The following is a 22,159-nucleotide window of genomic DNA, read 5'->3' as shown; positions in this document are numbered from 1 at the left end:
GTTATAAATTTGATAGTGGTAAATAGGATTTTTAGCTATTGTAGATATTTTTAGAGTGTTTGAGGTTTGTAAGATATATCGAGCGTATCGAAGTTGTCGCATAAAATTGTGAAGTAGATAAAGTTGTAAACTATTGCAAGCTATAACGATGAGAATTAGTGATAAGGTATGCCTAAACTGAGAGAAGTAATGAGAGTCGGTAGAGAGATAAATCGAGGAGATAGAGATGAGTAGAGTAGATGATCATGAACCAGAGGTACTTGATCGAACTTCGATAGAAGTTAATTTAGAGGAGCAAACACCTCTGTTTATGCTCGTTGCCGGTGAACTATCAGGAGATCTCTTAGGCGGTGGACTGATAACATCACTCAAAGAGAGCTACCCTAATGCGCGTTTTTTCGGTATTGGGGGACCGATGATGATTGAAGCGGGCTTAGAATCGATCGCTCCTATAGAATCGCTTTCAATCATGGGACTGGTAGAGGTTCTCAAAGAGTTACCTAAACTCCTTAAGATTAAAGCGGAGTTGGTCACTGCGGCAAAAGAGCGTCAACCTCTCTGTTTTATCGGTATCGATGCTCCTGATTTTAATCTTCGTTTGGCAAAGTCTCTCAAAGCGCTTGATATTACTACATTTCAATATGTTTCACCTTCGGTTTGGGTTTGGCGAGAAGGGCGTGTTAAACAGATTCGGAAATATATCGATCGTGTATTAACCCTCTTTCCTTTTGAGGTGGACTTCTATCAAAAACATCAAGTGGATAGTATCTGTGTCGGTCATCGTCTAGGGGGGGAGATTCCTTTGGAGATCGATCGTGCTTCTGCAAAAGTAGCATTAGATCTTCCTCAAGAAAGGGAGTATTTAGCAATATTGCCGGGAAGCCGTCGAGGAGAGATTAATCGATTACTACCCCTCTTTTTAGAGAGTCTCCCCTTAATTTTGCAACGTTTCCCTACATTAGAGTTTCTAATACCGGCAGCTACTCCAAAAATTTATCAGATGATTCAGAGTGCCCTATGGGAGCTTCCCTTCGAATTGCGGGAGAAGGTGCATCTATTTCAGGGGCGTTCACGAGAGATTATGAGTGCTTCAAAGGGAGTTCTATTAGCTTCGGGAACCGCTGCTTTAGAGGCGATGTTGTTGAAGCGATTGATGGTTGTCTGTTATCGGTTTAATGCTATTACTGCATGGTTAGCACCTAAAATCGTAAAAATTTCCCATTTTTCACTTCCCAATATATTAGCAAAAGAGCCCCTTGTAACGGAGCTTTTCCAACAGGAGGTCACACCAGAGAGGATTGCTTTAGAAGTTGGAAAAATCTTGAAAGAGAGCCCTGAAAATAGTGAAAAATTAGCACAATTTAACGAGATGCATCTCTCATTACGCCTCGATTCTGATCAAGTGGCAAAAGAGGCTGTTATCTCCCTTTTAAAAGCGCGAGGGCTTCTCTTATGATAAAGTCAGAAGATCAGCAACTAGGACTCTTTCCGGAAGAGGATTTTGTAGGTTTAGTTGCCGGTGTTGATGAGGCGGGCAGAGGGCCACTCTGTGGTGATGTTTATGCTGCTGCAGTGATATTAGACCCTGATTGTCCTATTAAGGGGCTTGATGATTCTAAGAAGTTGAGTGAGAAGCGCCGGGCTATTTTAGCTTCCGAGATCAAAGAGAAAGCGTTAGCATGGGCCATTGCCAGTAGTTCCGTTGCTGAAATTGATGAGATCAATATTCTACAAGCAACACTATTAGCGATGCGTCGTGCTGTAGCTGCACTCTCTATTCAACCTCAGTTACTTCGAGTTGATGGGAATCAAGATCCGAAAAGTGATGTGCCGGCAATTACGATCATCAAGGGGGATGCTCTCTTTGCAGAGATTAGTGCGGCCTCTATTTTAGCAAAAGATGCGCGTGATCAATCGATGTATGAAGCGGATCAAGACTATCCTCAATATGGGTTTGGTCAACATAAAGGGTATGGGACAAAGGCGCACTTAGCAGCTTTAGCGCAATATGGGGTAACACCGCTCCATCGCACCTCTTTTGCCCCAATTAAACGCTTGATTGAGAAAGCGGAAGTTAGGGATTGATAAAAGACAACCCTTGGAAAACATAGTAGAATAGTGAAGAATTATTGAGATAAAGGTCAAAAATCAAAAATGAAAAACGCTAAATGGATCGATTTTGTGGTAGGACTATTTGTCATAAGTGGAATTGTGGCATTTGCTTGGCTTGCTTTTAATGCCAGTAATGCGACAACAGGGTTAAGAGGGGGTAAACCGATCTATGTTACTGCCTCATTTACCAATATTGGCTCATTAAAGGTGAAAGCACCGGTGATGATCTCAGGTGTTCGTGTGGGGCAGGTAAATGGAATTGCATTGGACCCTCACAATTATGAGGCGGTTGTCACTTTAGCATTAGATAGCTCAGTGCCCATTCCGCAAGATACCATAGCCGCAATTAATACTTCAGGCTTAGTCGGAGAGCAATATATTGCATTAGATCCGGGTGGTTCAGAGAAAGAGCTCACCAATGGTGATCGTATTCGCATGACCCAAGATGCATTTGTTATGGAGCGGTTAATCGGGCAGCTAATGGCCTCTTTTGGTGGAAGTAAAGGAGATGCTTCAGAGGTTACGCCGGAAGAGAGTTCTAATAGCAATAGTGGTAATAGTGGTGGTTTTAAGCCAGGTTCACTTTTAGATTAAGATCTTAAAAATGATTGAATGATTGGAAAGGGCGGGAAAATTATCCCGCCTTTATGCTGATAGTCCGTTGATTATCTACCTAAAAGTGGTGATTTGATCTCCCCATTTCAGTAGGCTTAATGGACTCAATGGACTCAATGGACTCAATAGAGGAAACTCAAGTGATCAAATGTTAGAGAGAAGAGAAGAGTTAGGCAGAACCTTAGCCGTTGTCCTCAATAAGCGCTCATTTAAAGAGTCTGGTTTTTTGGTGGATCTCTTTACCCTTGAGTATGGACGAATTACATTACTCACACGAGGAAGAGCGAATCCAAAGCGCCCTTTGCACCATTTAGAGCTCTTCTCTTATAGCGATTGGCATCTCAAAGAGGGGCGCGTTTTTCATTTTGCGCATGAGGTGGATCTTCTCTATACCTTCTCGTTGAAGGGGCGTGAAATCTGGACTGCTTACTATCTCAATGAGTTACTATTGCGATTGATGCCAAAGCATCAACCTGCGCCGGAGTTATTTCAGGTCTATCAAGAAGTTCTCGCTGCCTTAGCGGAGGATGTTGAGGAGATCTCCCCCTATCTACGCCATTTTGAGCGCTCTCTTTTAGCCTATTTAGGAATCCTCCCCGATCTCTTTTATGATGCTGCCGGCGATCCGATCAATTCTCAGAAAAGCTATTATCTCTCCCATGAGGAGGGGGTATTGCCTATTGAATTTCCTGGAACTTTTAAGATTTCAGGCGAGGTGATTCTGAAGATTGCAGAAGAGGAGGCGTTAGTCGGTGAGGAAGCTCTGATCTATCGTAATATGATGCGCTATCTTTTAGCGCCCCTCATTGGCGATAAGCCCCTGCAATCGCGAATTTGGATGCAGAGGCTCTATCGAAAGCGCTAACTAATATTAATGATTAATAACCCATGACTCATCGTTGTAGCTCATAGGGGCGCTATATTAGTATGAAAATTGATTATGAGAGTGCCTCTTTTGCCGCATTTTTCTCATCTTCTTCTCGCCGTTTAGTGAGATAGAGATTGATGAGTGTTACCAAAAATACAATGGTGGCAACGATGCCTATCATAAGAGTCGAGAGCGCATTAATATTGGGACTAACACCGAGGCGCGCTTTTGAATAGATCCAGATAGGAAGCGTTGTTCCGCCCGGACCTGTTGTAAAGGTAGCAATCACTAAATCATCGAGTGAGAGGGTAAAGGAGAGTAACCATCCCGATATAATTGCGGGAAAGATCATCGGCAGCGTGATATAGAAAAAGGTTCTAATACCATCTGCACCAAGATCCATAGCGGCCTCTTCAATGTGGCGATCAAATCCTGTTAGGCGAGATTGAACAACAACAACGACATAACACATTGTAAAGGTGATATGAGCAATCATCATTGTGAAAAAGCCGGTACTAAATTTAAGTGCGACAAAGGTTAATCCAAGAGAGCTACCCATAATAATTTCAGGCATCACCATAGGGGCATAGGTAATGCCGGAGAAGAGTGTTTTACCCTTAAAGCGTCTAAACTTAACGAGCGCAAAAGCCGCCATCGTTCCAAGTACCACCGCAAAAGTGGAGGTTGATATTGCTAATAATAGGCTCGTTTTAGTCGCGGACCAGATCCCTTCTTGCTCAAAGAGATCGCTATACCATTTTGTCGAAAATCCGGACCAGACGGTGACTAATTTCGATTCATTAAAGCTATAGACGATCACCAAAATAATGGGGGTATAGAGGAATATGAGCCCCAATATGAGTGCAGTCCAGTTCAGGGCAGTCATCTTTTTTCTCATAACAGCTCCTAATTAAATTGTTTCGCTTGAATGCGATTAAAGATATAGATGGGAATAATCACAATGAGTAGCAAAATAACAGAGATTGCAGAGACTAAGGGAAGATTCATCCCTTGGAGATAGGTATCATAAAGCACCTTTCCTATCATTGTGACATTTGAGCCGCCTAAGAGATCGGGAATGACAAACTCGCCGATTGCTGGAATAAAGACTAAGAAACAGCCGGCAAGAACCCCGGGAAGGGAGAGGCGGAAGGTGATCTGCCAAAACGTTTTGAGAGGGGGTGATCCTAGATCAAGCGCCGCCTCCACTAATGTATTATCAATTTTGATGAGTGTAGCAAAGAGTGGAAGAATCATAAAAGGGAGATAGCCATAGACAATTCCGATATAGACCGCTAAATCTGTGTGAAGAATATGGAGAGTCACTGGTGAAGCAGGATCGATAAGTCCAATCCCCATTCCAACCCAATTGATAAAATTATTGAGCACTCCCGTCGGTGATAAGATTGTGATCCAAGCGTAGATACGAATCAAAAAAGAGGTCCAAAAGGGGAGAATTACCAACATTACCAAGAAGAGCTGCCATTTTTTAGAAGCGCGAGACATCGCTAGCGCAATGGGGTAACCAATGAGCAATGTCAGAAGTGTTGAGAAAAAGGCGATCTTCACGCTATTGAGATAGGCGTGAATATAGATCTTATCTTCCCATAATTCGAGATAGTTTTGAAAATTGATGGTAATTTGCAACAAGCCATCATCAATCCACTCCATCAGATCTGAGAAGGGAGGGGAGGCGATCTCTGCTTCTGTAAAGCTGATTCGTAGAATAATCAGAAAGGGAATTAAGAAGAAGAGAATAAGCCATAAAAATGGCGTACCAATTAAGAATCGATGGCTATGACCTAAACCAACGATAAAGCGATAAGGGGGAAAGCGGAGCAAGCGGCGATGGGTAAAATTGAGCCGGGAGACGATCTCCGCCATGATGCCGGTAAAAGTTCCGACCTCTTGTTGACGATGGGGCATTGTCCAACCTCCATAAGTTAAAGATTAAGAGATGAGTACAATTCCTGAATCTTCAGTAAAACTCACATAGACACGATCTTCATGGGTAATTCTCTGTTCAATAATGCGCGTATCATTCATCTGTGAGACAGTGATCATCTTCTCATTATCGAGTTTGACATGATAGATTGAGACATTTCCCATATAACCAATATCCCATACCTCTCCTTGAAGACAGTTATAATGCGCCTTTTCTGGAGGTGTTAATGAGATATCGAGCTTTTCAGGACGAACAGCAACCCATGCTTGAGATCCTACCGTAGCACCCACCCCTTGCGCACAGATAAGCGGGGTTGGAGCTTCAAAGCTCTCAACAGTTGTTTCAGTCGATGAGATCTCTGAGATAACCCCTTCAAAGATATTGACATCCCCAATAAACTCCGCAACATAACGTGAGTTGGGGAATTCGTAGATCTCTGCCGGCGTTGCTACCTGTGCGAGTGATCCTGAGTCCATTACTGCAATACGGCTCGATACCGTCATCGCTTCCTCTTGGTCATGGGTCACTATAATAAAGGTCATTCCTAGCTCTTCCTGTATTGTCATGAGCTCAAACTGAGTCTGCTCTCGTAAGCGTTTATCTAAGGCGCCTAAAGGTTCATCTAAGAGTAGGAGTTTCGGTTTTTTAACGATACTACGAGCAAGTGCAACCCGTTGTCTCTGTCCGCCGGAAAGCTGATGAGGTTTCCGTTTAGCAAAGCGTTCCATCTGTACAAGTTCTAACATCTGTTGTACTCGCTTACGAATCTCGGGTTTTTTAACTTTATCCTGCTTTAAACCAAAAGCGATATTATCTTCCACCGTCATGTGTGGAAAGAGCGCGTAGCTTTGGAACATCATATTAACAGGGCGTTCATAAGGAGGAATTTTAGACATATCCTCGCCTTCTAAGAGAATCTTTCCTGATGTAGGCGTTTCAAAGCCGGCAAGCATCCTCAGAAGCGTTGTCTTCCCACAGCCAGATGGTCCCAATAGGGAGAAAAATTCCCCTTTATAGATATCGAGCGAAATATGATCAACGGCAAGGTGATCATCATAACGTTTAACGATATCGGTAATTTCAACATGGGGAACAGAGTTGGGATCACGCCAAGGTTCATTCTTGTGTAAACGGCTTTGTTGCATAAGCGCCTCCGGCATTTTATTAAAGAGAGATTCCCTTTAAAAATGGTGAATAGGAAAAGGACAATAAAGGCTTCTTATCTCGCGGGGAGCGAAGGCTGAATTCTAGAGCGTTTTATAGAGCGGATCAAGCCTTTTTAAAATTAAAGCGGTCGGAACATTCCGATTCTCTGCTGATCCTGCGCTCTAATCTGCTTAAAGGGATCATTTTAACATGCTTAACAGAGAGTTAGGGGATAAATCCTAAGGAGATGATCAAATTGTTTTTCTACCGCTATTTTCACCTCGATTTCTTCACTACTATCACTTCTATTGTTCTATCTCTATCTTTTACCTATCTACTATTTGTTTATTTTGTTTTTTGATCAGATGGTTTGTTGTTTTATAAAAAAATCTCCCCATTTGGGGAGATTAGTTATACGTAATTTAGTATGAGTTGTGATTTAAAATTTAGAGAATAGTAAATAACTCTTTGAAAGGGAGGCGAGATTTAGGAAGCTTGGCATTGAAATCATCTGGGCTGCGATATCCTAAGGAGGCGATCACGACACTTCTAAACCCTTTCTCTTTTAAGTTGAAGATCTCATCGAGCTTTTTCGGATCAAATCCCTCAATAGGCGTTGAGTCAATTTCGATTGCCGCCGCGGCAAAGAGTAGATTACCTAACGCAATATAGACCTGGCGATCTTGCCACTGATGGAGCATCTCGGCGCTATCACTATTTAAATCAACAAAGTATTGGCGCCCCTTATCATTAGCCTCTTTCATCCCCGCTTCAGGAAATCTCTGATCGCTCTCTTCTTGATCGACGATCTTAGTTAAGTAGTTTCGTGGCATCTCGTTGCGCGCAAGAAAGATCACAACATGAGAAGCATCTTTAACCCGAGGTTGGTTGAACTCAAAAATCGCAGGTAATGCACGCTCTTTCGCCTCATCAGATTCTAGGACTAGAAAGTGCCAAGGTTGGGAGTTAACTGATGAGGGGGAGTTACGAAGCACTGCGTAGAGATGCTCCATTGCCTCTTTAGGAATTTTTTTATGAGGATCGTAAGCTTTACAGGTATAGCGATTTTCAGAAATTTCTGCAACAAACTTCATTTTTGACTCCTTTTAAGTGATATCTGTTATTAAGACTGTCCCGGTGAAGAGGACAACTCAGTCGTAGTGGTAGCAGTGATGGTCACTCTATCTGATTATTGAGTATAGAGGGTACCGAAAAGGTCGTAAGTTGTCGCCTCATCGATTAAGACTTTTACTTTTTGTCCGACTAAATCACTTGAGGCATCATCAATATAGACATGTCCGTCAATCTCGGGAGCATCTGCTTTTGAACGAGCGATTGCGATTCCTTCTTCCTCATCAAAATCATCCACTAATACTTCTAGAACGGTTCCTACTTTCGCTGCCAATTTTTCGGCAGAGATCTCTGCTTGTAAGGCCATAAATCGCTCTAAACGCTCCTCTTGAATCTCAAGGGGAATAGGTTCTGCTATCTCATTAGCCGCGGCACCTTCAACCGGTGAGTAGATAAAGGCACCCACACGATCGAGTCGCGCTTCTCTGATAAAGTCGAGTAGTTCTTGAAATTCTTCTTCTGTTTCGCCGGGGAAGCCGACAATAAAGGTGGATCGGATCGTAATTTCAGGGCAAATTTCACGCCATTTCTGAATTCGTTTTAACATATTTTCGCTATTTGCCGGACGTTTCATCGCTTTGAGAATGCGAGGAGAGGCATGTTGCATCGGTACATCTAAGTAGGGAAGAATTTTTCCTTCCGCCATCAGGGGAATAAGATGATCAACATGGGGGTAGGGGTAGATATAGTGTAATCTTACCCAGACATCAAGTTTTCCTAGCTCTTCACAGAGATTTTGAATATGGCTACGAACCGGTTTTCCATCCCAGAAACCTGTTTGATATTTGACATCAACACCATAAGCGCTTGTATCTTGTGCGACAACTAAAAGTTCTTTAACCCCTGTTTCAACTAACTTTTTCGCTTGTGATAGCACATCACCGACAGGGTAAGATTGATGTTTTCCACGCATTGAGGGGATGATGCAGAATGTACAGCTATGATTACAGCCTTCAGCAATTTTAAGATAGGCGTAGTGACGTGGGGTTAACTTAATGCCGGCAGGAGGTACAAGATCGGTAAAAGGATCGTGAGGACGCGGAAGATGGTGGTGAATTGCGGCCATCACCTCTTGGAACGCATGGGGACCTGTGACACTTAAAACATTAGGATATTGCTCTAAGATCTTATCTGCATTCGCGCCTAAACAACCTGTAACGATCACTTTACCATTCTCATCAAGGGCTTCACCGATCGCATTAAGGCTCTCTTGAATCGCAGAGTCGATAAAGCCACAGGTATTAACTACAACAAGATCTGCTTCATCATATTGGGGGACAATTTCATACCCTTCGGTACGAAGTTGGGTCAAAATATATTCGGAGTCAACTAATGCCTTCGGGCAGCCAAGGGATACAAAACCAATTCTAGGAGTCACAATTTTACCTTCAAATATCTGTTAATAGTGGATCGTTGTGAGGCGATCATTTTCTGTCTTTTGTGAATATTGTAAAAACTTTATGAAGCGCTTGCAGAGATTTATGATTTTAATGCTTGCATAATCTCCTCATGAGCTGCTATATCACGACTATTTGCTCTAATAATGCGGCGACGATGGGAGGATGCTATAAGGTTTGGGGATGCTGGCATACTCTCTTTTTCAGCACCTGTATCTAAATCTTTGCTTGTCTTTAGTTGAGCGGTTTCATCAATACCCCTTTCATCACTCTTATCACGCTTGTCACTCTCTTCATCACTCTTTTGAGCACTCTTTTCTGCTTCAATTCGAACTTGTGGTGCTCGAATCACAGAGTTCACCGGTGGTGGCGGAGCTGTCTCTTCTTCGAGTAGATCGAAGAAGGATTTTTGTCCGCCTGTCATATTGAGATAGACTTGTGCTAAGAGCTCTGAGTCGAGTAATGCGCCATGTAGTTCACGACGGGAGTTATCCACGCCTAAGCGACGACAGAGAGCATCGAGTGTATTTCTTTGGGAGGGATATTTCTCCCGAGCCATTTGAAGGGTATCAATGACGCTAGAGCGTTCCGTGACTTTGGGAAGCCCCATTCGCTCTAGTTCAAAATTGAGGAAGGGAACGTCAAATCCTGCATTGTGGATAATAAGTTCCGCGCCATCAACATAGTCGAGAAAACGTTGACCAATCTCGGCAAAAACGGGTTGAGTTTTAAGAAAATCATCCCCTAATCCATGAACATTAAAGGCCTCAATAGGCATTGATCGCTCAGGATTGATATAGACATGGAAATGATTATCAGTGATCTCTCGGTCAATCAGCTCAATACAGCCGATCTCAACAATACGATCACCTTTTTTAAAGTCAAAACCTGTTGTTTCAGTATCTAATACTATCTGTCTACTCATAATGATTCTGTTGTCTCTTTCGCTTTTTTAATGGCATCGGTTGCTAATTTATCTGCGATCTCATTTTCACGATGGCCGGCATGACCTTTTACCCAGCACCAGTCGATAGAGAGATGGCGATCTCGCTCGATAAGTAGGAGGCGCCAGAGGTCTTGGTTGAGAACGGGTTTATTATTGGCGGTTTTCCAATCGCGCCGAATCCAGCCATCAATCCACTGTGTAACACCCTGTTGCACATAACGGGAATCGGTTGTTAACACAATATGGCAGGGGCGCTTTAGAGCTTGTAGTGCTTTAATTGCCGCAGTCAATTCCATACGGTTATTGGTTGTTTCTGCTTCATATCCGGAGAGCGTCTTCTCATGTCCACGGTAGGAGAGAAGAACTCCCCACCCGCCAGGACCTGGGTTGCCACTGCAGGCCCCATCGGTATAGGCATAGACAAGTTGCTCTTCTGAAGGCGGTGTCATATATGACCTCTCTCTTTTATGTTAGGTAAGCTTTTAAATAAGGCTTTTAAATAAAGTTTTTTAGATAAGACTTTGGTCAATATTTTTAACGTCGGTCTTCAATCCATTCGAGTTCAATTTTATTGTGCTTGGCTTGATACAACTGATACGATTTATGCAGTTTATACTGCGACCACTGCTCGAATCGTCGGATGTGATTGATAATCGATAATCTCAAAGTCATCAAAGTCAAAATCAAAGATACTTTCACGTTGATGACGAATCTTGAGCTGTGGCAATGGTAATGGATCACGGCTCAGTTGTAGATCGGTCTGTTCAAGATGATTGGCATAGAGATGACAATCTCCCCCTGTCCAGATAAAGTCCCCCACTTCTAATTGGCAAACATGAGCGATCATATGGGTTAAGAGTGCATAGCTGGCAATATTGAAGGGAACACCTAAAAAGATATCTGCTGATCTTTGATAGAGTTGGCATGAGAGTTTTCCGTCGCAGACATAAAATTGGAAGAGAAGGTGGCAGGGGGGGAGTGCCATTTTATCCAATTCGCCAACATTCCACGCGCTAACAATCAGGCGACGTGAATCGGGATTCTTTTTGATATCGTTAATAAGTTGGGAGATCTGATCAACCGTTGTGCCATCCTCTTTAGGCCAGCTACGCCACTGCGCCCCATAGACCGGTCCTAAATTCCCGTTTTCATCTGCCCACTCATTCCAGATGCGGACCCCATTTTCTTGAAGATAAGCAATATTGGTATCCCCTTTTAGGAACCAGAGTAATTCATAGATAATGGAACGAAGATGGAGTTTCTTAGTAGTAACAAGCGGAAATCCCTCTTGTAGATTGAAACGCATCTGATGACCAAAGATTGAGTAGGTTCCAGTGCCGGTACGATCTTCCTTAAAGTGACCCTCAGTACGAACCATTTTCATAAGATTGAGGTATTGCTGCATCTATTTGCTCCTACGGTAAGCTGAGATAAGAATAATAAGTCCAATAACGATCATTGGGATACAGAGAAGCATACCCTGCGTTAACCAACCTCCAGCGATATAGCCAAGATGGGCATCAGGCTCCCTAAAGAACTCCACAAAGAAACGAAAAGCCCCATATCCTAGAAGGAAAAGGCCAGATGCTGCCGCTCTTGGGCGTGGTTTAGATGTATAGATCCAGAGGATAATAAAGAGGAGTAATCCCTCGGTAAATGCTTCATAGAGTTGTGATGGATGGCGATAGATATAATCGATTGTGGATGGGGCATGTTGAAAGAGAAAACCCCAAGTCTGATCGGTATATCTGCCCCAAAGTTCACCATTGATAAAGTTACCTATTCGTCCAAAAAAGAGACCTAATGGAATTAAGGGGGCAATAAAATCGGTAAATTCCCAAAAGCTCTTCTTATAACGTTTTGCAACAAAATAGCTGGCGACTAAGACGCCGATCAATCCACCATGGAAGCTCATTCCAGCCCATTCTATGCTTGAACCTGTCCAGCCGATAATTGAGGCGGGATTTTGTATAAAATTCCCAAAATCATAAAAGAGTGTGTAACCAATTCTTCCCCCTAAAATCGCACCAATAAAGAGGTAGAAAGCCATGTCGCTCACTTGGGCAGGCGTCCATCCTGAATTGGGCTTTTTGGCGCGATAGCTACCGAGAAGAACGGCTAGCCCTAAAGCGATAATATACATCAAAGCATACCATCTTAAGGCGACAGGACCGACTGAGAAGATGATAGGATCGATCTGCGGTGAAAAGTAGAGTGACATTTATAAAGCTCCCAATAAGCGCTCGCTATAAGAGGATAGAAAAAAGGGCTACAACAAGTGTGCCCTTTTTAGTAATTAAAGGAGAGAAACAATTCTACTGTTCTTCTGGCTCACGTTCAAGATCATTCTCGGCATTCTCGGCGTTTGACGTTGCTGATGCTTTCTTGGCATCTCTCTCATCTCTTACTTTCTGTACAACCTCATCAATTGTGATAACTAATTTTTCGTAAGGATTTTGATTGCCCGGGCGATTAGCTGCTTCATTAGCGCTTAAGAGATAACGACCATCGATCACAACCGCAGGAGTGAAGGGGATCTTATATTGCTCATTGATTAAGTTTGCACCTCTGTTGAGTGCGCTCACAGTTGAAAAGCTATCCCATGTTTTGAGAAATTGATCCTTATCGATACCTTGTGTCGCCATAAAGTCTGCGATCTGCTCTTTATTGATGAAGCGTTTTCTCTCTTTATGAATCGCATCAAAGAAGGCTTGATGCCCTTTATCGAGGGCATTCATTGAGTCTAAGGTGTAAAAAGCATGAGCGTAAAGCGTCCAAACGCCTTGTCCCGGTGCTGCAAGAGGGATAACGGCAACATCTTCAACGCCTTCTTGCGCTTTTGCCCACTTGGAGAAGTAGGGTTCAAATGTACTACAAGCTGGACAGGCGTAAGAGAAGATCTCTACAACCTCGATCTCCTCTGGATTGTAGATTGCCGGAACAGCTGGAGTGATCTCAGAATAGTAATTTTCAGCTATGGCAAAGCCAAAAGTTGTTGCGAGTAGAAGTGTACTTGTTGCAATAATTTTATTTAACATAGGATAAATTCTCCTTGTGCGGAATGGTTGCCTTGAAATGAAAAAAGTGAGCATGAAGCTCACTTTTATTGAAAATCTTAACCTTATTAAGGTTGAAGACCTTGAATGTAAGAGGAGACCTCTTTGATCTCAGCTTCAGTCATGCGTTGTGCAATATCTCGCATGATTCGAGCTGGGTCATTTTTACGCTCTTCAGTCTTAAAGCGGTTCAATTGCTTTTCAGTATAGTAAGCATGTTGACCTGCTAATGCCGGATAGTTTGCAGCAGCATTACCTTGACCTGTTGGGCTATGGCATGCAGCACATGCAGGAATACCGCGTGCGATATCACCACCACGATAAATCTGCTCACCACGGATTGCTAACTTTTCATCAGCAACCGCATAGCTAGTCTTCTGCTTTGAGAGGTAAAGCGCTACATCAGCTATATCTTGATCACTCAATTTATCTGCTTCAACACTCATCTCCGAGTCAAAACGCAAACCATTATCTGGATCACTATATGAACGTTTCATTTCATAGAGCTGAGTGCGGATATATTTCTGATGCTGTCCTGCGAGTTTTGGATAGAGATCATTTGTACTGATACCATCCTTACCATGACAAGATGCACAGGTTTCAGCGATCGCCTTACCTGCTTCATAATTTGGTGTGATTTCTGTAGCATTAATGTTGGTTAACATCAATGAAACACCAATTCCAATTAGGGCTTTGTAATTAAAACGCACAGCAGTTTACTCTCCTAAATCTGGGTTGTTCTATTATTAGTTGATATGCTCAAGGTCAATAAGCGCTACCGATCTATCTCAGTTTCTGCCAATTTTGATAGTGCTATCGACTAACTCTTTTAAAATCCTTATGTAAATATTTCCTTATTCTATTCTATTTTGAAAAAAATATGTAGTAGAAGAGTGAAAGAAGTTTGCCTAAGTCAAACAACCACCCATTAATTGAACAGAATGGAGGGGACTTAATCCTGCAATAATTTATGATATAGGGGGAAAAGTTAGTCTATAATAGCTCATTTAGATCGATTATATGTTGTTTTTTGAAGGAGTGTAAAAGTCAATGCCCGTGATCACTTTGCCTGATGGCAGTAAAAGAGAGTACCAAGGTGCTGTTACTGGATTTGATATTGTTAATGATATTGGACCAGGGCTTGCTAAGGCAGCAGTCGGAATTGTAGTAGATGGAGAAGAGCGAGACCTTAGCTATACCATCACCAGAGATGTCGACTTTAAGGTGCTAACGATAAAGGATGAAGCTGGGCTTGATATTGCGCGACACACTCTTGCTGCGCAGGTTTTAGCTCGAGCAGTTAAAGATCTCTATCCTGATGCGCTATTAGCTATTGGTCCGACTATTCAAAATGGTTTCTACTATGATGTCGATTTTAAGACGGCAATCGACCCTGAAGCATTACCGGCTATTGATGCTAGAATGCGGGAGATTTTGAAAGAGAATCTCGATGTGACGCGTGAGATGTGGCCTCGTGATAAAGCGATCCAATATTTCTTAGATAAAGGGGAGATCTATAAGGCGGATATTATCAATCGTGCGCCGGAAGATCAGCAGGAGATCTCTCTCTATCGACAGGGTAATAATGGGGAAGATATCTTTATGGATCTCTGTCGCGGTCCTCACACGCCAACGACTAATCGTGGCAAGTTAGCATTTGCATTAACGAATATTGCCGGCGCTTATTGGCGTGGTGACTCCAACAATAAGATGTTAACTCGTATCTATGCTGTTGCCTTTCCAACAGAGAAGGAGTTGCAGGCCCATCTTGAGCGTGTGAAAGAGGCTGAAAAACGCGATCACCGTCGTATTGGGCGGGCGCAAAATCTCTTCCATCTTCAAGAGGAAGCGCCGGGAATGGTCTTCTGGCACCCTAAGGGTTGGACCATCTGGCAAGCTGTTGAGCAATATATGAGGAAGCGTCAGCAGGAAGAGGGATACCAAGAGATTCGTACTCCAATGGTGGTTGATCGTTCTCTTTGGGAGCGTTCAGGGCATTGGGAGAACTACAAAGAGAATATGTTCACAACTGCTTCTGAAAACCGTGATTATGCGGTCAAGCCGATGAACTGTCCTTGCCATATTGAAGTCTTTAATCATGGCTTACACTCTTATCGCGATCTGCCGATGCGTCTTGCAGAATTTGGCTCTTGCCATCGTAATGAGCCATCGGGTGCGCTACATGGCATTATGCGCGTTCGTGGATTTGTTCAAGATGATGCGCATATCTTCTGTCGTCCTGATCAAGTGATCTCAGAGGTAGAGCGATTCCATAAATTTGCAATGAGCGTTTATGATCATTTCGGTTTTAACGATGTCAGTGTGAAACTTTCGTTACGTCCCGATCAGCGTGCCGGCGATGATCATGTTTGGGATATGGCTGAATCGGGACTTCGCACTGCGCTTAATGCTGCAGGTATTGTTTGGGAAGAGCTCCCAGGCGAGGGTGCATTCTATGGTCCTAAAGTGGAATATCATATTAAGGATGCTATCGGTAGATCATGGCAGGTCGGAACAATTCAGTTAGACTTCGTTCTTCCTGAACGCTTAGGGGCTGAATATGTTGATGAGGATAATACGCGTAAGACACCTGTGATGTTGCACCGTGCCATTTTAGGTTCTTTTGAGCGCTTTATTGGGATCTTGATAGAGCATCATGCCGGTTCATTCCCACTTTGGTTGGCGCCAGAGCAGGTTGCGGTATTGACAATCACTGATCAGCAGAGCGAATATGCCGAAAAAGTAGTGCAGAGATTAAGAGCTCACGGAATTCGTACAACGGTAGATCAACGCAATGAGAAGATCGGTTATAAGATCCGTGAAGCGACCATTTCCCGTATCCCCTATATTCTTGTTTTAGGAAAACGAGAGATGGAGATGGGGCTAGTCGCAGTCCGAACTCGAGAAGGTGTTGATATGAGTGTAATGACGCTTGAAGATTTTGTTGAGCTTTTAAAGAAAGAGCTCTAATTGCTGGTACTGTTGCAGTTTAATCTTTTAAGTTTTAACTTTTTAAGTTTTTAACCATTTTTCGTTAAATGAATAAGAAGCTATTTAAGCTTAGATGAGTAACAGCACTAAAATTGGATGAATATCTGTTGCGCGATCTGTATAATAAGAGAGATAGCGCAACTTAAATTTGATTTTTAAATCTATTTTTAAATCTGATCTTTAAGGGAAAATAGAGAAGAATTAAATAGGAATTAAAGAAGAATGAAAGTGAAATTGTGACTCAGCACTTATGAGTCAACTCTTTTAAGAGTTGAATTAAGTGGTGATTAGCGGTTGCATTTTGGATAGAAGATTTATATAAAGAGTAATTAAATCATCATTAAACAAATCATCATTAAACGATCATCAATGTTATTCGTTTACTCGTCAATGTTATTAATCATTAAAACAATTAAAGCATTATTGATTGTGTGATTTAGATGAATAACGATTATTCAGTAAAACAACCCATAAGAAGATTGAATAGGTGGCAGTAAAAATAGTGAATATAGATAGCGAACTTAAATAGTAAGTTTAAAGAGATGCTATTTTGGAAATTATTTATATTTTTGCTAAATTATTTTTTGCTAAGTATTTTTGCGAGATATTGTGATAAATCAATATGGCCAATATGGTAATAGGCAATAAAGCAATAGTCACCTTTCAATACTATTTGACTAATTAACAGTAGGAGATATAACTATTAGTAATCAATATGAGCACCGAATAAATGAGAAGATCTCGGCGAAAGAAGTGCGATTAATTTTAGCGGATGGGGAGCAAAAAGGTGTTGTCCCTCTTGATGAAGCGTTAGAATTAGCATACAATGACTCGCTTGACTTAGTAGAAGTCTCGCCAACAGCTAAACCGCCAGTATGTCGTATCATGAATTACGGTAAATACCGTTATGAATTGCGTAAAAAAGCGGATGAAGCAAAAAAGAGACAGAAACAGGTTCAAGTAAAAGAGATCAAATTTCGTCCGGCAACGGATGAGGGGGATTATCAGGTAAAACTACGCAACCTGATACGTTTCCTTAAAGATGGAGATAAGGGCAAGGTCACACTTCGTTTTAGAGGTCGTGAAATGGCCCATCAAGATCTCGGTATGGATCTACTTCTTCGTGTAGAGCAGGATTTAAAAGAGTATGGTGTTGTCGAACAGCGTCCAAAGATGGAAGGCCGTCAAATGACGATGGTCGTAGCGCCACTTAAAACTGCAACTAAAGAGTAGATTATTTATTAATAAATCATTTAGAAATGCGAGTGGATTAAAATGCCAAAAATGAAAACCCATAGCGGCGCTAAAAAGCGTTTCCGCAAAAGTGCAAGTGGTAGCTTCAAGCGCCAATGTGCATTCCGTAGTCATATTCTTACTAAAAAATCTACTAAGCGTAAAAGACACTTACGTGGTGAGGCTGTGATCTCGAAAGCAGATCATAAGCAAGTAGCTCAATTGTTACCTTACGCATAAGTATATAGATTAGGAGAATTTAGAAATGGCAAGAGTTAAACGTGGGACGATTACAAAAGCGCGTCACAAAAAAATCTTAAAAAAAGCAAAAGGTTACTACGGTGCGCGTTCACGCTCAATCCGTACAGCAACCCAAGCAGTTTATAAAGCGGGTCAATACGCTTATCGTGACCGCCGTCAACGTAAGAGAGATTTCCGCTCTCTTTGGATCGTTCGTATCAACGCAGCTGCACGTGAGTTTGGTCTTTCTTATAGCCGTTTTATCAACGGTTTGAAAAAAGCTGAGATCCAAATTGACCGTAAAGTGCTAGCAGATATGGCAGTTCATGATATTAGTGCGTTTGGCGCATTAGCAGATCGTGCTAAATCAGCATTAGCATAAATATCTCTTAAATAAAAGAGTTTACACAAAAGGAAAAGCAGCTATCGATGCTCTTTTCCTTTTTTTATTTGATAATCAAAAGATATGTAGGTAGATGAACTAATGAGTCTAGAGACAATTCTTCAAACCGCTTTAGAAGCTATTTCTAAGGCTGATAATTTACAGGCTATCGATGATGTACGAGTTGCCTATTTTGGTAAGAAAGGTCAAATTAGTGGCCTAATGGCATCGCTTGGAAAGTTAGATCCTGAAGAGCGTAAAGCGCGAGGCGCGGAAATTAATCAGGTTCGTAGTGAAGTGATGAAGGCGCTTGAAGCAAAGAGAGAGGCGCTAGAGACAGCAGAACTTCATCGCCAATTGATGACTGAAACCGTTGATGTAACGCAACCAGGACGTAACAGCGATATCGGAACACTTCATCCGATTACGAGAACGATGATGCGTATTCATCAACTCTTTGCATCTTTAGGTTTTGATATTGTTGAAGGTCCTGAGATTGAGAGTGATTTTTATAACTTTGAGGCACTCAATATTCCAGAACATCATCCTGCTAGAGCAATGTTTGATACCTTCTATTTTGATGATCATATGTTATTGCGTACCCATACCTCAAATACACAGATCCATGTGATGCAGCAGGAAAAACCGCCGATTCAGATGATTGGTTACGGTCGTGTTTATCGAAGTGACTCTGATGTGACACATAGCCCTATGTTCCATCAAGTGGAAGGTTTAGTGGTCAATGAGAGTGTGACTTTTGCAGATCTGAAGGGAATCCTTACAGAGTTTATGCAAAAATTCTTTGAAAAAGATCTCAAACTTCGTTTCCGGCCTTCATTCTTCCCATTTACAGAGCCTTCCGCAGAGGTAGATATTGAGTGTGTGATCTGTGAAGGTGATGGTTGCCGCGTCTGTAAGAATACCGGTTGGTTAGAGGTTTTAGGCTGCGGAATGGTTCATCCAAATGTATTAAAAGCTGTCAATATTGATCCAGAGAAGTTTCAAGGATATGCGTTTGGAATGGGAGTAGAGCGTTTAGCGATGTTGCGTTACAGCGTCAACGATCTCCGCTTATTCTATGAAAATGATATGAATTTCTTAACGCAATTTAGATAAACAAATACTGGGTAAAAGTTATTATGAAAATTTCAGTTTCTTGGTTAAAAGAGTGGATTGAGAAGATCCCAAGCGATTTAGCAGATCGATTAACGATGGCAGGTCTTGAAGTAGAAGGTGTTGAGCTTGCAGCTCCTCACTTTACCAATGTTGTGGTAGGGGAGGTTGTAGAGCTGACTCCTCATCCTGATGCTGACCGTCTTCGTGTCGCACAGGTTAATGTTGGTGATGACAAATTATTACAGATAGTTTGTGGTGCGCCGAATGTTGCGGTGGGTATCAAAGTTCCTACAGCATTAGTGGGTGCGACATTGCCGGGTAATTTTAAGATTAAAGATGCGAAATTACGCGGTGTTGCTTCTTCGGGTATGCTCTGTTCTGCAAAAGAGTTGGGCGTGAATGAAGATGCATCAGGTTTGATGATTCTTGATCCTCAAACAGAAGTTGGTACTGATTTTAGAACGCTCTTTGATCTCGATGATGAGATTGTTGAGATCGATCTTACGCCTAATCGTGGTGATTGCTTAAGTATTTTAGGCGTTGCTCGTGATCTTGCTGCTATTACCGGTATCGATGCGAAGAGCTTTACTGCAGAGTCGGTCCCTATTCAGAGCAGTATGGTGAAAGGTGTTGAGATTGAAGAGAGCGCAGATTGTCCGAAATATCTCGGTCGCGTTATCTCTGGTGTTAATCCGAAAGCATCAACGCCACTTTGGATGGAGGAGCGTCTTCGTCGAAGCGGCATTCGTCCTCATGGAATTTTAGTCGATATTACAAACTATATCCTTTTAGAGGTTGGGCAGCCACTCCACGCTTTTGATTATGCAAAAGTGGCAGGAGATATTTTAGTCCGTAGAGCGAAAGAGGGAGAGAAGCTCACCCTTATTAATGGTGATACGGTGACTTTAAAGCCTGATACCTTAGTGATTGCAGATCAAGAGAAGGTCTTGGCAATGGCTGGTATTATGGGAGGTGAAGAGAGTGCTTGTGGGGATGATACAACAGATATCTTCTTAGAATCTGCTTGGTTCAATCCTATTACTATTGCAGGAAAAGCGCGAAACTATGGCCTACATACCGATTCTTCACATCGCTATGAGCGTGGTGTTGATTTTGAGTTGGCAGAGCGCGCGCTAGAGTATGCAACGCGTCTCATTTTACAATATGCCGGCGGAGAAGCGGGTGCGATTACAACAAAGGTTGCGCCAGAAAAATTGCCTGAAAGAAATGCTGTAAAAGTCAGATTTTGTAAAATAAATCAAATAATTGGACAAGAATTTACAAGTTGTGCTATAAAAGAGCTCATAGGCCGTATCGGTGATATTCAAGAGGTAAATGACGATTATCTAGTTGTGATCCCACCTTCATACCGTTTTGATCTACAGATTGAAGAAGACTTTATTGAGGAAGTTGTCAGATTAAATGGTTATGACGAAGTGCCTGTCTCCTTTGAAATGCTTTCAAAAGTCTCTATGCCGATAGTGGCAGAGTCTTATGTTTCACTCAATGATTTTAAATCTCTTCTAGTAGGTCGAGGCTATCATGAAGTGATTGAGATGAGCTTTGTTAGCCCAAAATGGCAGGAGATTTTAGATCCCACTAATGTTGCTATTAAGTTGAAGAATCCGTTATCAAGCGATCTTTCAGTAATGCGTACAACATTATTGCCGGGTGTTTTAGGGGCGATGGAGCATAATCTTAAACGTCAGCAGAGTCGTTTACGATTCTTTGAGTCAGGTCGAACCTACAATGGCACTTTAGAGAATGTGGCGCAAGTTCTTCATATTGCAGGTGCTATTTGTGGGACTGCAGAGCCTCTTCAATGGGGTGTTAAAGCACGTAATGTCGATTTTTACGATCTCAAAGGTGATGTTGAGGCGTTACTAAAGAGAACGGGACGTGATGATTTCCGCTTTGTTCCAACAGAGAGAGAGATCCTTCATCCTGGTCAAAGTGCTGATATCAAGCTCTTAAGTGGAGAAGTTATCGGTTACTTAGGTAAGTTGCATCCAACGGTATCGAAAGCATTAGACCTCAACCGTGATGTCTTTGTTTTTGAACTCAATTATGATCTTTTAGCGGGATCGATGACACCGAAATTTAAGGAGTTATCTAGATTCCCTTCATCAAAACGAGACTTAGCGCTAGTAGTTCCTGTTGAGGTGACTACTCAGCAGTTATTGGATGTGATGAAAGCTTCGGGTAAACGTCGTTATTTAACGAAAGTGAACCTCTTTGATATCTATGTTCCAGAAAGAGAGCAGAGTGAAACGGCTACAAAGAATATGGCATTTAGTCTAACTTTCCAAAATCCAGAAGAGAGTCTAAAGGATGTGGAAGTTGAGGCCATTGTAGAAGAGATCTTACAGGATTTAGCTGCCATTGATGTATCATTGCGTCAATAGTTAAAACTTTGTAGATCTAACTTTGCAATAATAATAGTTTAAATTGAGACAATACTAGGGAAAGGAGTTATAGATGTCTACTTTAACTAAAGCAGCGATTACGGAGAATCTGTATCACAGTACAAATATCTCACGTGAGGATACAAAACAATTTGTAGAAGACTTTTTTACAGAGATTAGTGATGCGTTAGCTACAGGTCGCGCGGTCAAGCTTTCAGGCTTTGGTAGTTTTGAATTGCGTGATAAAGCAGAGCGACCCGGAAGAAACCCTAAAACAGGGGAAGAGATTCCGATTAGTGCTCGCCGTGTCGTTACCTTCCGTATTGGTCAAAATTTACGCTTAAGCATGAATGAGCTCAGTGAGAAAGCAGAAGGATAAGTAGAGGGTTAAGTAGGGTCAAGATTAAATCTTGCTGTGATACTTAGCCTTGATACTTAAAGTGTCTTAATTAAACGTTTTAATAAACGTTTTAATAAACGCGTTTCATAAACATGTTTAATAGACGCTTTACTCGAGAGCTACAGTCAAAATCTATAATTGAAATCTATAATCGAGAACTTTGACTCGAATTAGAA

The 22,159-nt window shown here is 42.0% G+C and carries 21 protein-coding genes and 1 pseudogene; 11 read left to right on the top strand and 11 right to left on the bottom strand.

The window, feature by feature from the left end:
* The first annotated feature begins 226 nt into the window (after positions 1–226).
* The 4 genes from lpxB to recO all read left to right on the top strand — a co-directional run bounded on the left by lpxB (position 227) and on the right by recO (position 3,592).
* Complete coding sequence (gene lpxB / locus AC0SAP_RS04065) at positions 227–1,456, top strand: lipid-A-disaccharide synthase (protein ID WP_473383072.1); 1,230 nt, start codon at positions 227–229, stop codon at positions 1,454–1,456.
* Positions 1,453–2,085: a ribonuclease HII gene (gene rnhB / locus AC0SAP_RS04060; RefSeq protein WP_286481187.1), complete on the top strand. Its 633-nt coding sequence runs from the start codon at positions 1,453–1,455 to the stop codon at positions 2,083–2,085. Before lpxB ends, rnhB begins: the two co-directional genes overlap by 4 nt.
* A 69-nt stretch (positions 2,086–2,154) precedes the next feature.
* The gene (gene mlaD / locus AC0SAP_RS04055) at positions 2,155–2,706 is read left to right on the top strand and encodes an outer membrane lipid asymmetry maintenance protein MlaD (protein WP_286481186.1); all 552 of its coding nucleotides are present in this window, start codon (positions 2,155–2,157) and stop codon (positions 2,704–2,706) included.
* Positions 2,707–2,875: 169 nt separating this feature from the next.
* A complete protein-coding gene (recO, locus tag AC0SAP_RS04050) occupies positions 2,876–3,592 on the top strand; it encodes a DNA repair protein RecO (protein ID WP_473383071.1) in 717 nt (238 codons plus the stop codon).
* Between the two features lie 73 nt (positions 3,593–3,665).
* On the opposite strand, the gene AC0SAP_RS04045 is transcribed toward recO, so the two are convergent.
* The 11 genes and pseudogenes from AC0SAP_RS04045 to AC0SAP_RS03995 all read right to left on the bottom strand — a co-directional run bounded on the left by AC0SAP_RS04045 (position 3,666) and on the right by AC0SAP_RS03995 (position 13,926).
* The gene (locus tag AC0SAP_RS04045) at positions 3,666–4,493 is read right to left on the bottom strand and encodes an ABC transporter permease (protein WP_473383070.1); all 828 of its coding nucleotides are present in this window, start codon (positions 4,491–4,493) and stop codon (positions 3,666–3,668) included.
* Between the two features lie 8 nt (positions 4,494–4,501).
* Entirely contained in the window at positions 4,502–5,521 is a 1,020-nt protein-coding gene (locus tag AC0SAP_RS04040; protein ID WP_286481184.1) for an ABC transporter permease subunit, read from the bottom strand.
* Between the two features lie 24 nt (positions 5,522–5,545).
* Positions 5,546–6,685 carry an ABC transporter ATP-binding protein gene (locus AC0SAP_RS04035; protein WP_109236194.1) on the bottom strand — a complete coding sequence of 380 codons (1,140 nt, stop codon included), beginning with the start codon at positions 6,683–6,685 and terminating at the stop codon, positions 5,546–5,548.
* Positions 6,686–7,132: 447 nt separating this feature from the next.
* On the bottom strand, positions 7,133–7,780 hold the full coding sequence (nfsB, locus tag AC0SAP_RS04030; protein WP_473383068.1) for an oxygen-insensitive NAD(P)H nitroreductase: 648 nt from the start codon (positions 7,778–7,780) through the stop codon (positions 7,133–7,135).
* 95 nt (positions 7,781–7,875) lie between these two features.
* Positions 7,876–9,198: a 30S ribosomal protein S12 methylthiotransferase RimO gene (gene rimO, locus AC0SAP_RS04025; protein ID WP_109235926.1), complete on the bottom strand. Its 1,323-nt coding sequence runs from the start codon at positions 9,196–9,198 to the stop codon at positions 7,876–7,878.
* 308 nt (positions 9,199–9,506) lie between these two features.
* Positions 9,507–10,142 (bottom strand): annotated as a pseudogene (dnaQ, locus tag AC0SAP_RS04020) (DNA polymerase III subunit epsilon); the annotation flags it as partial.
* Positions 10,136–10,609 carry a ribonuclease HI gene (rnhA, locus tag AC0SAP_RS04015; protein WP_286481179.1) on the bottom strand — a complete coding sequence of 158 codons (474 nt, stop codon included), beginning with the start codon at positions 10,607–10,609 and terminating at the stop codon, positions 10,136–10,138. The pseudogene dnaQ and the gene rnhA, both read right to left, overlap by 7 nt.
* 161 nt (positions 10,610–10,770) lie before the next feature.
* Positions 10,771–11,565 (bottom strand): thymidylate synthase, encoded by a 795-nt coding sequence (locus AC0SAP_RS04010; protein ID WP_286481177.1) that lies wholly within the window; start codon positions 11,563–11,565, stop codon positions 10,771–10,773.
* Positions 11,566–12,381 carry a prolipoprotein diacylglyceryl transferase gene (gene lgt / locus AC0SAP_RS04005; protein WP_473383066.1) on the bottom strand — a complete coding sequence of 272 codons (816 nt, stop codon included), beginning with the start codon at positions 12,379–12,381 and terminating at the stop codon, positions 11,566–11,568.
* A 94-nt stretch (positions 12,382–12,475) separates the two neighbouring features.
* Complete coding sequence (locus AC0SAP_RS04000) at positions 12,476–13,198, bottom strand: thiol:disulfide interchange protein DsbA/DsbL (RefSeq protein ID WP_473383065.1); 723 nt, start codon at positions 13,196–13,198, stop codon at positions 12,476–12,478.
* Between the two features lie 86 nt (positions 13,199–13,284).
* Entirely contained in the window at positions 13,285–13,926 is a 642-nt protein-coding gene (locus AC0SAP_RS03995; RefSeq protein WP_473383064.1) for a c-type cytochrome, read from the bottom strand.
* Positions 13,927–14,266: 340 nt separating this feature from the next.
* Here AC0SAP_RS03995 and thrS point away from each other — a divergent pair, with 340 nt between their 5' ends.
* The 7 genes from thrS to AC0SAP_RS03960 all read left to right on the top strand — a co-directional run bounded on the left by thrS (position 14,267) and on the right by AC0SAP_RS03960 (position 21,962).
* Positions 14,267–16,186, top strand: a complete 1,920-nt coding sequence (thrS, locus tag AC0SAP_RS03990; protein ID WP_473383062.1) for a threonine--tRNA ligase — start codon at positions 14,267–14,269, stop codon at positions 16,184–16,186.
* Between the two features lie 717 nt (positions 16,187–16,903).
* Positions 16,904–17,440 (top strand): translation initiation factor IF-3, encoded by a 537-nt coding sequence (gene infC, locus AC0SAP_RS03985; protein ID WP_094566863.1) that lies wholly within the window; start codon positions 16,904–16,906, stop codon positions 17,438–17,440.
* A gap of 42 nt (positions 17,441–17,482) precedes the next feature.
* Positions 17,483–17,680, top strand: a complete 198-nt coding sequence (rpmI, locus tag AC0SAP_RS03980; protein ID WP_094566864.1) for a 50S ribosomal protein L35 — start codon at positions 17,483–17,485, stop codon at positions 17,678–17,680.
* Between the two features lie 25 nt (positions 17,681–17,705).
* On the top strand, positions 17,706–18,062 hold the full coding sequence (gene rplT, locus AC0SAP_RS03975) for a 50S ribosomal protein L20 (protein ID WP_094566865.1): 357 nt from the start codon (positions 17,706–17,708) through the stop codon (positions 18,060–18,062).
* Positions 18,063–18,164: 102 nt separating this feature from the next.
* Positions 18,165–19,178, top strand: coding sequence for a phenylalanine--tRNA ligase subunit alpha (gene pheS, locus AC0SAP_RS03970; RefSeq protein WP_094566866.1), 1,014 nt, complete (start codon positions 18,165–18,167; stop codon positions 19,176–19,178).
* Positions 19,179–19,201: 23 nt separating this feature from the next.
* Positions 19,202–21,583, top strand: coding sequence for a phenylalanine--tRNA ligase subunit beta (pheT, locus tag AC0SAP_RS03965; protein ID WP_473383059.1), 2,382 nt, complete (start codon positions 19,202–19,204; stop codon positions 21,581–21,583).
* Between the two features lie 73 nt (positions 21,584–21,656).
* Entirely contained in the window at positions 21,657–21,962 is a 306-nt protein-coding gene (locus tag AC0SAP_RS03960; RefSeq protein ID WP_094566868.1) for an integration host factor subunit alpha, read from the top strand.
* Positions 21,963–22,159: the final 197 nt, after the last annotated feature.

The organism is Ignatzschineria sp. PL_is040 (genome assembly GCF_055813795.1).
The sequence above is the reverse complement of the archived record's forward strand: the minus strand, read 5'-3'. Positions and strand labels throughout refer to the sequence as shown.

Coding starts and splice junctions, on each gene's coding strand:
- pheS (WP_094566866.1), top strand. CDS start 18,165: ATGAGTCTAGAGACAATTCTTCAAACCGCTTTAGAAGCTATTTCTAAG.
- lgt (WP_473383066.1), bottom strand. CDS start 12,381: ATGTCACTCTACTTTTCACCGCAGATCGATCCTATCATCTTCTCAGTC.
- mlaD (WP_286481186.1), top strand. CDS start 2,155: ATGAAAAACGCTAAATGGATCGATTTTGTGGTAGGACTATTTGTCATA.
- rnhA (WP_286481179.1), bottom strand. CDS start 10,609: ATGACACCGCCTTCAGAAGAGCAACTTGTCTATGCCTATACCGATGGG.
- thrS (WP_473383062.1), top strand. CDS start 14,267: ATGCCCGTGATCACTTTGCCTGATGGCAGTAAAAGAGAGTACCAAGGT.
- pheT (WP_473383059.1), top strand. CDS start 19,202: ATGAAAATTTCAGTTTCTTGGTTAAAAGAGTGGATTGAGAAGATCCCA.
- rnhB (WP_286481187.1), top strand. CDS start 1,453: ATGATAAAGTCAGAAGATCAGCAACTAGGACTCTTTCCGGAAGAGGAT.
- nfsB (WP_473383068.1), bottom strand. CDS start 7,780: ATGAAGTTTGTTGCAGAAATTTCTGAAAATCGCTATACCTGTAAAGCT.
- AC0SAP_RS03960 (WP_094566868.1), top strand. CDS start 21,657: ATGTCTACTTTAACTAAAGCAGCGATTACGGAGAATCTGTATCACAGT.
- rplT (WP_094566865.1), top strand. CDS start 17,706: ATGGCAAGAGTTAAACGTGGGACGATTACAAAAGCGCGTCACAAAAAA.
- AC0SAP_RS04035 (WP_109236194.1), bottom strand. CDS start 6,685: ATGCAACAAAGCCGTTTACACAAGAATGAACCTTGGCGTGATCCCAAC.
- AC0SAP_RS04000 (WP_473383065.1), bottom strand. CDS start 13,198: ATGTTAAATAAAATTATTGCAACAAGTACACTTCTACTCGCAACAACT.
- rpmI (WP_094566864.1), top strand. CDS start 17,483: ATGCCAAAAATGAAAACCCATAGCGGCGCTAAAAAGCGTTTCCGCAAA.
- AC0SAP_RS04045 (WP_473383070.1), bottom strand. CDS start 4,493: ATGAGAAAAAAGATGACTGCCCTGAACTGGACTGCACTCATATTGGGG.
- lpxB (WP_473383072.1), top strand. CDS start 227: ATGAGTAGAGTAGATGATCATGAACCAGAGGTACTTGATCGAACTTCG.
- AC0SAP_RS04040 (WP_286481184.1), bottom strand. CDS start 5,521: ATGCCCCATCGTCAACAAGAGGTCGGAACTTTTACCGGCATCATGGCG.
- AC0SAP_RS04010 (WP_286481177.1), bottom strand. CDS start 11,565: ATGCAGCAATACCTCAATCTTATGAAAATGGTTCGTACTGAGGGTCAC.
- recO (WP_473383071.1), top strand. CDS start 2,876: ATGTTAGAGAGAAGAGAAGAGTTAGGCAGAACCTTAGCCGTTGTCCTC.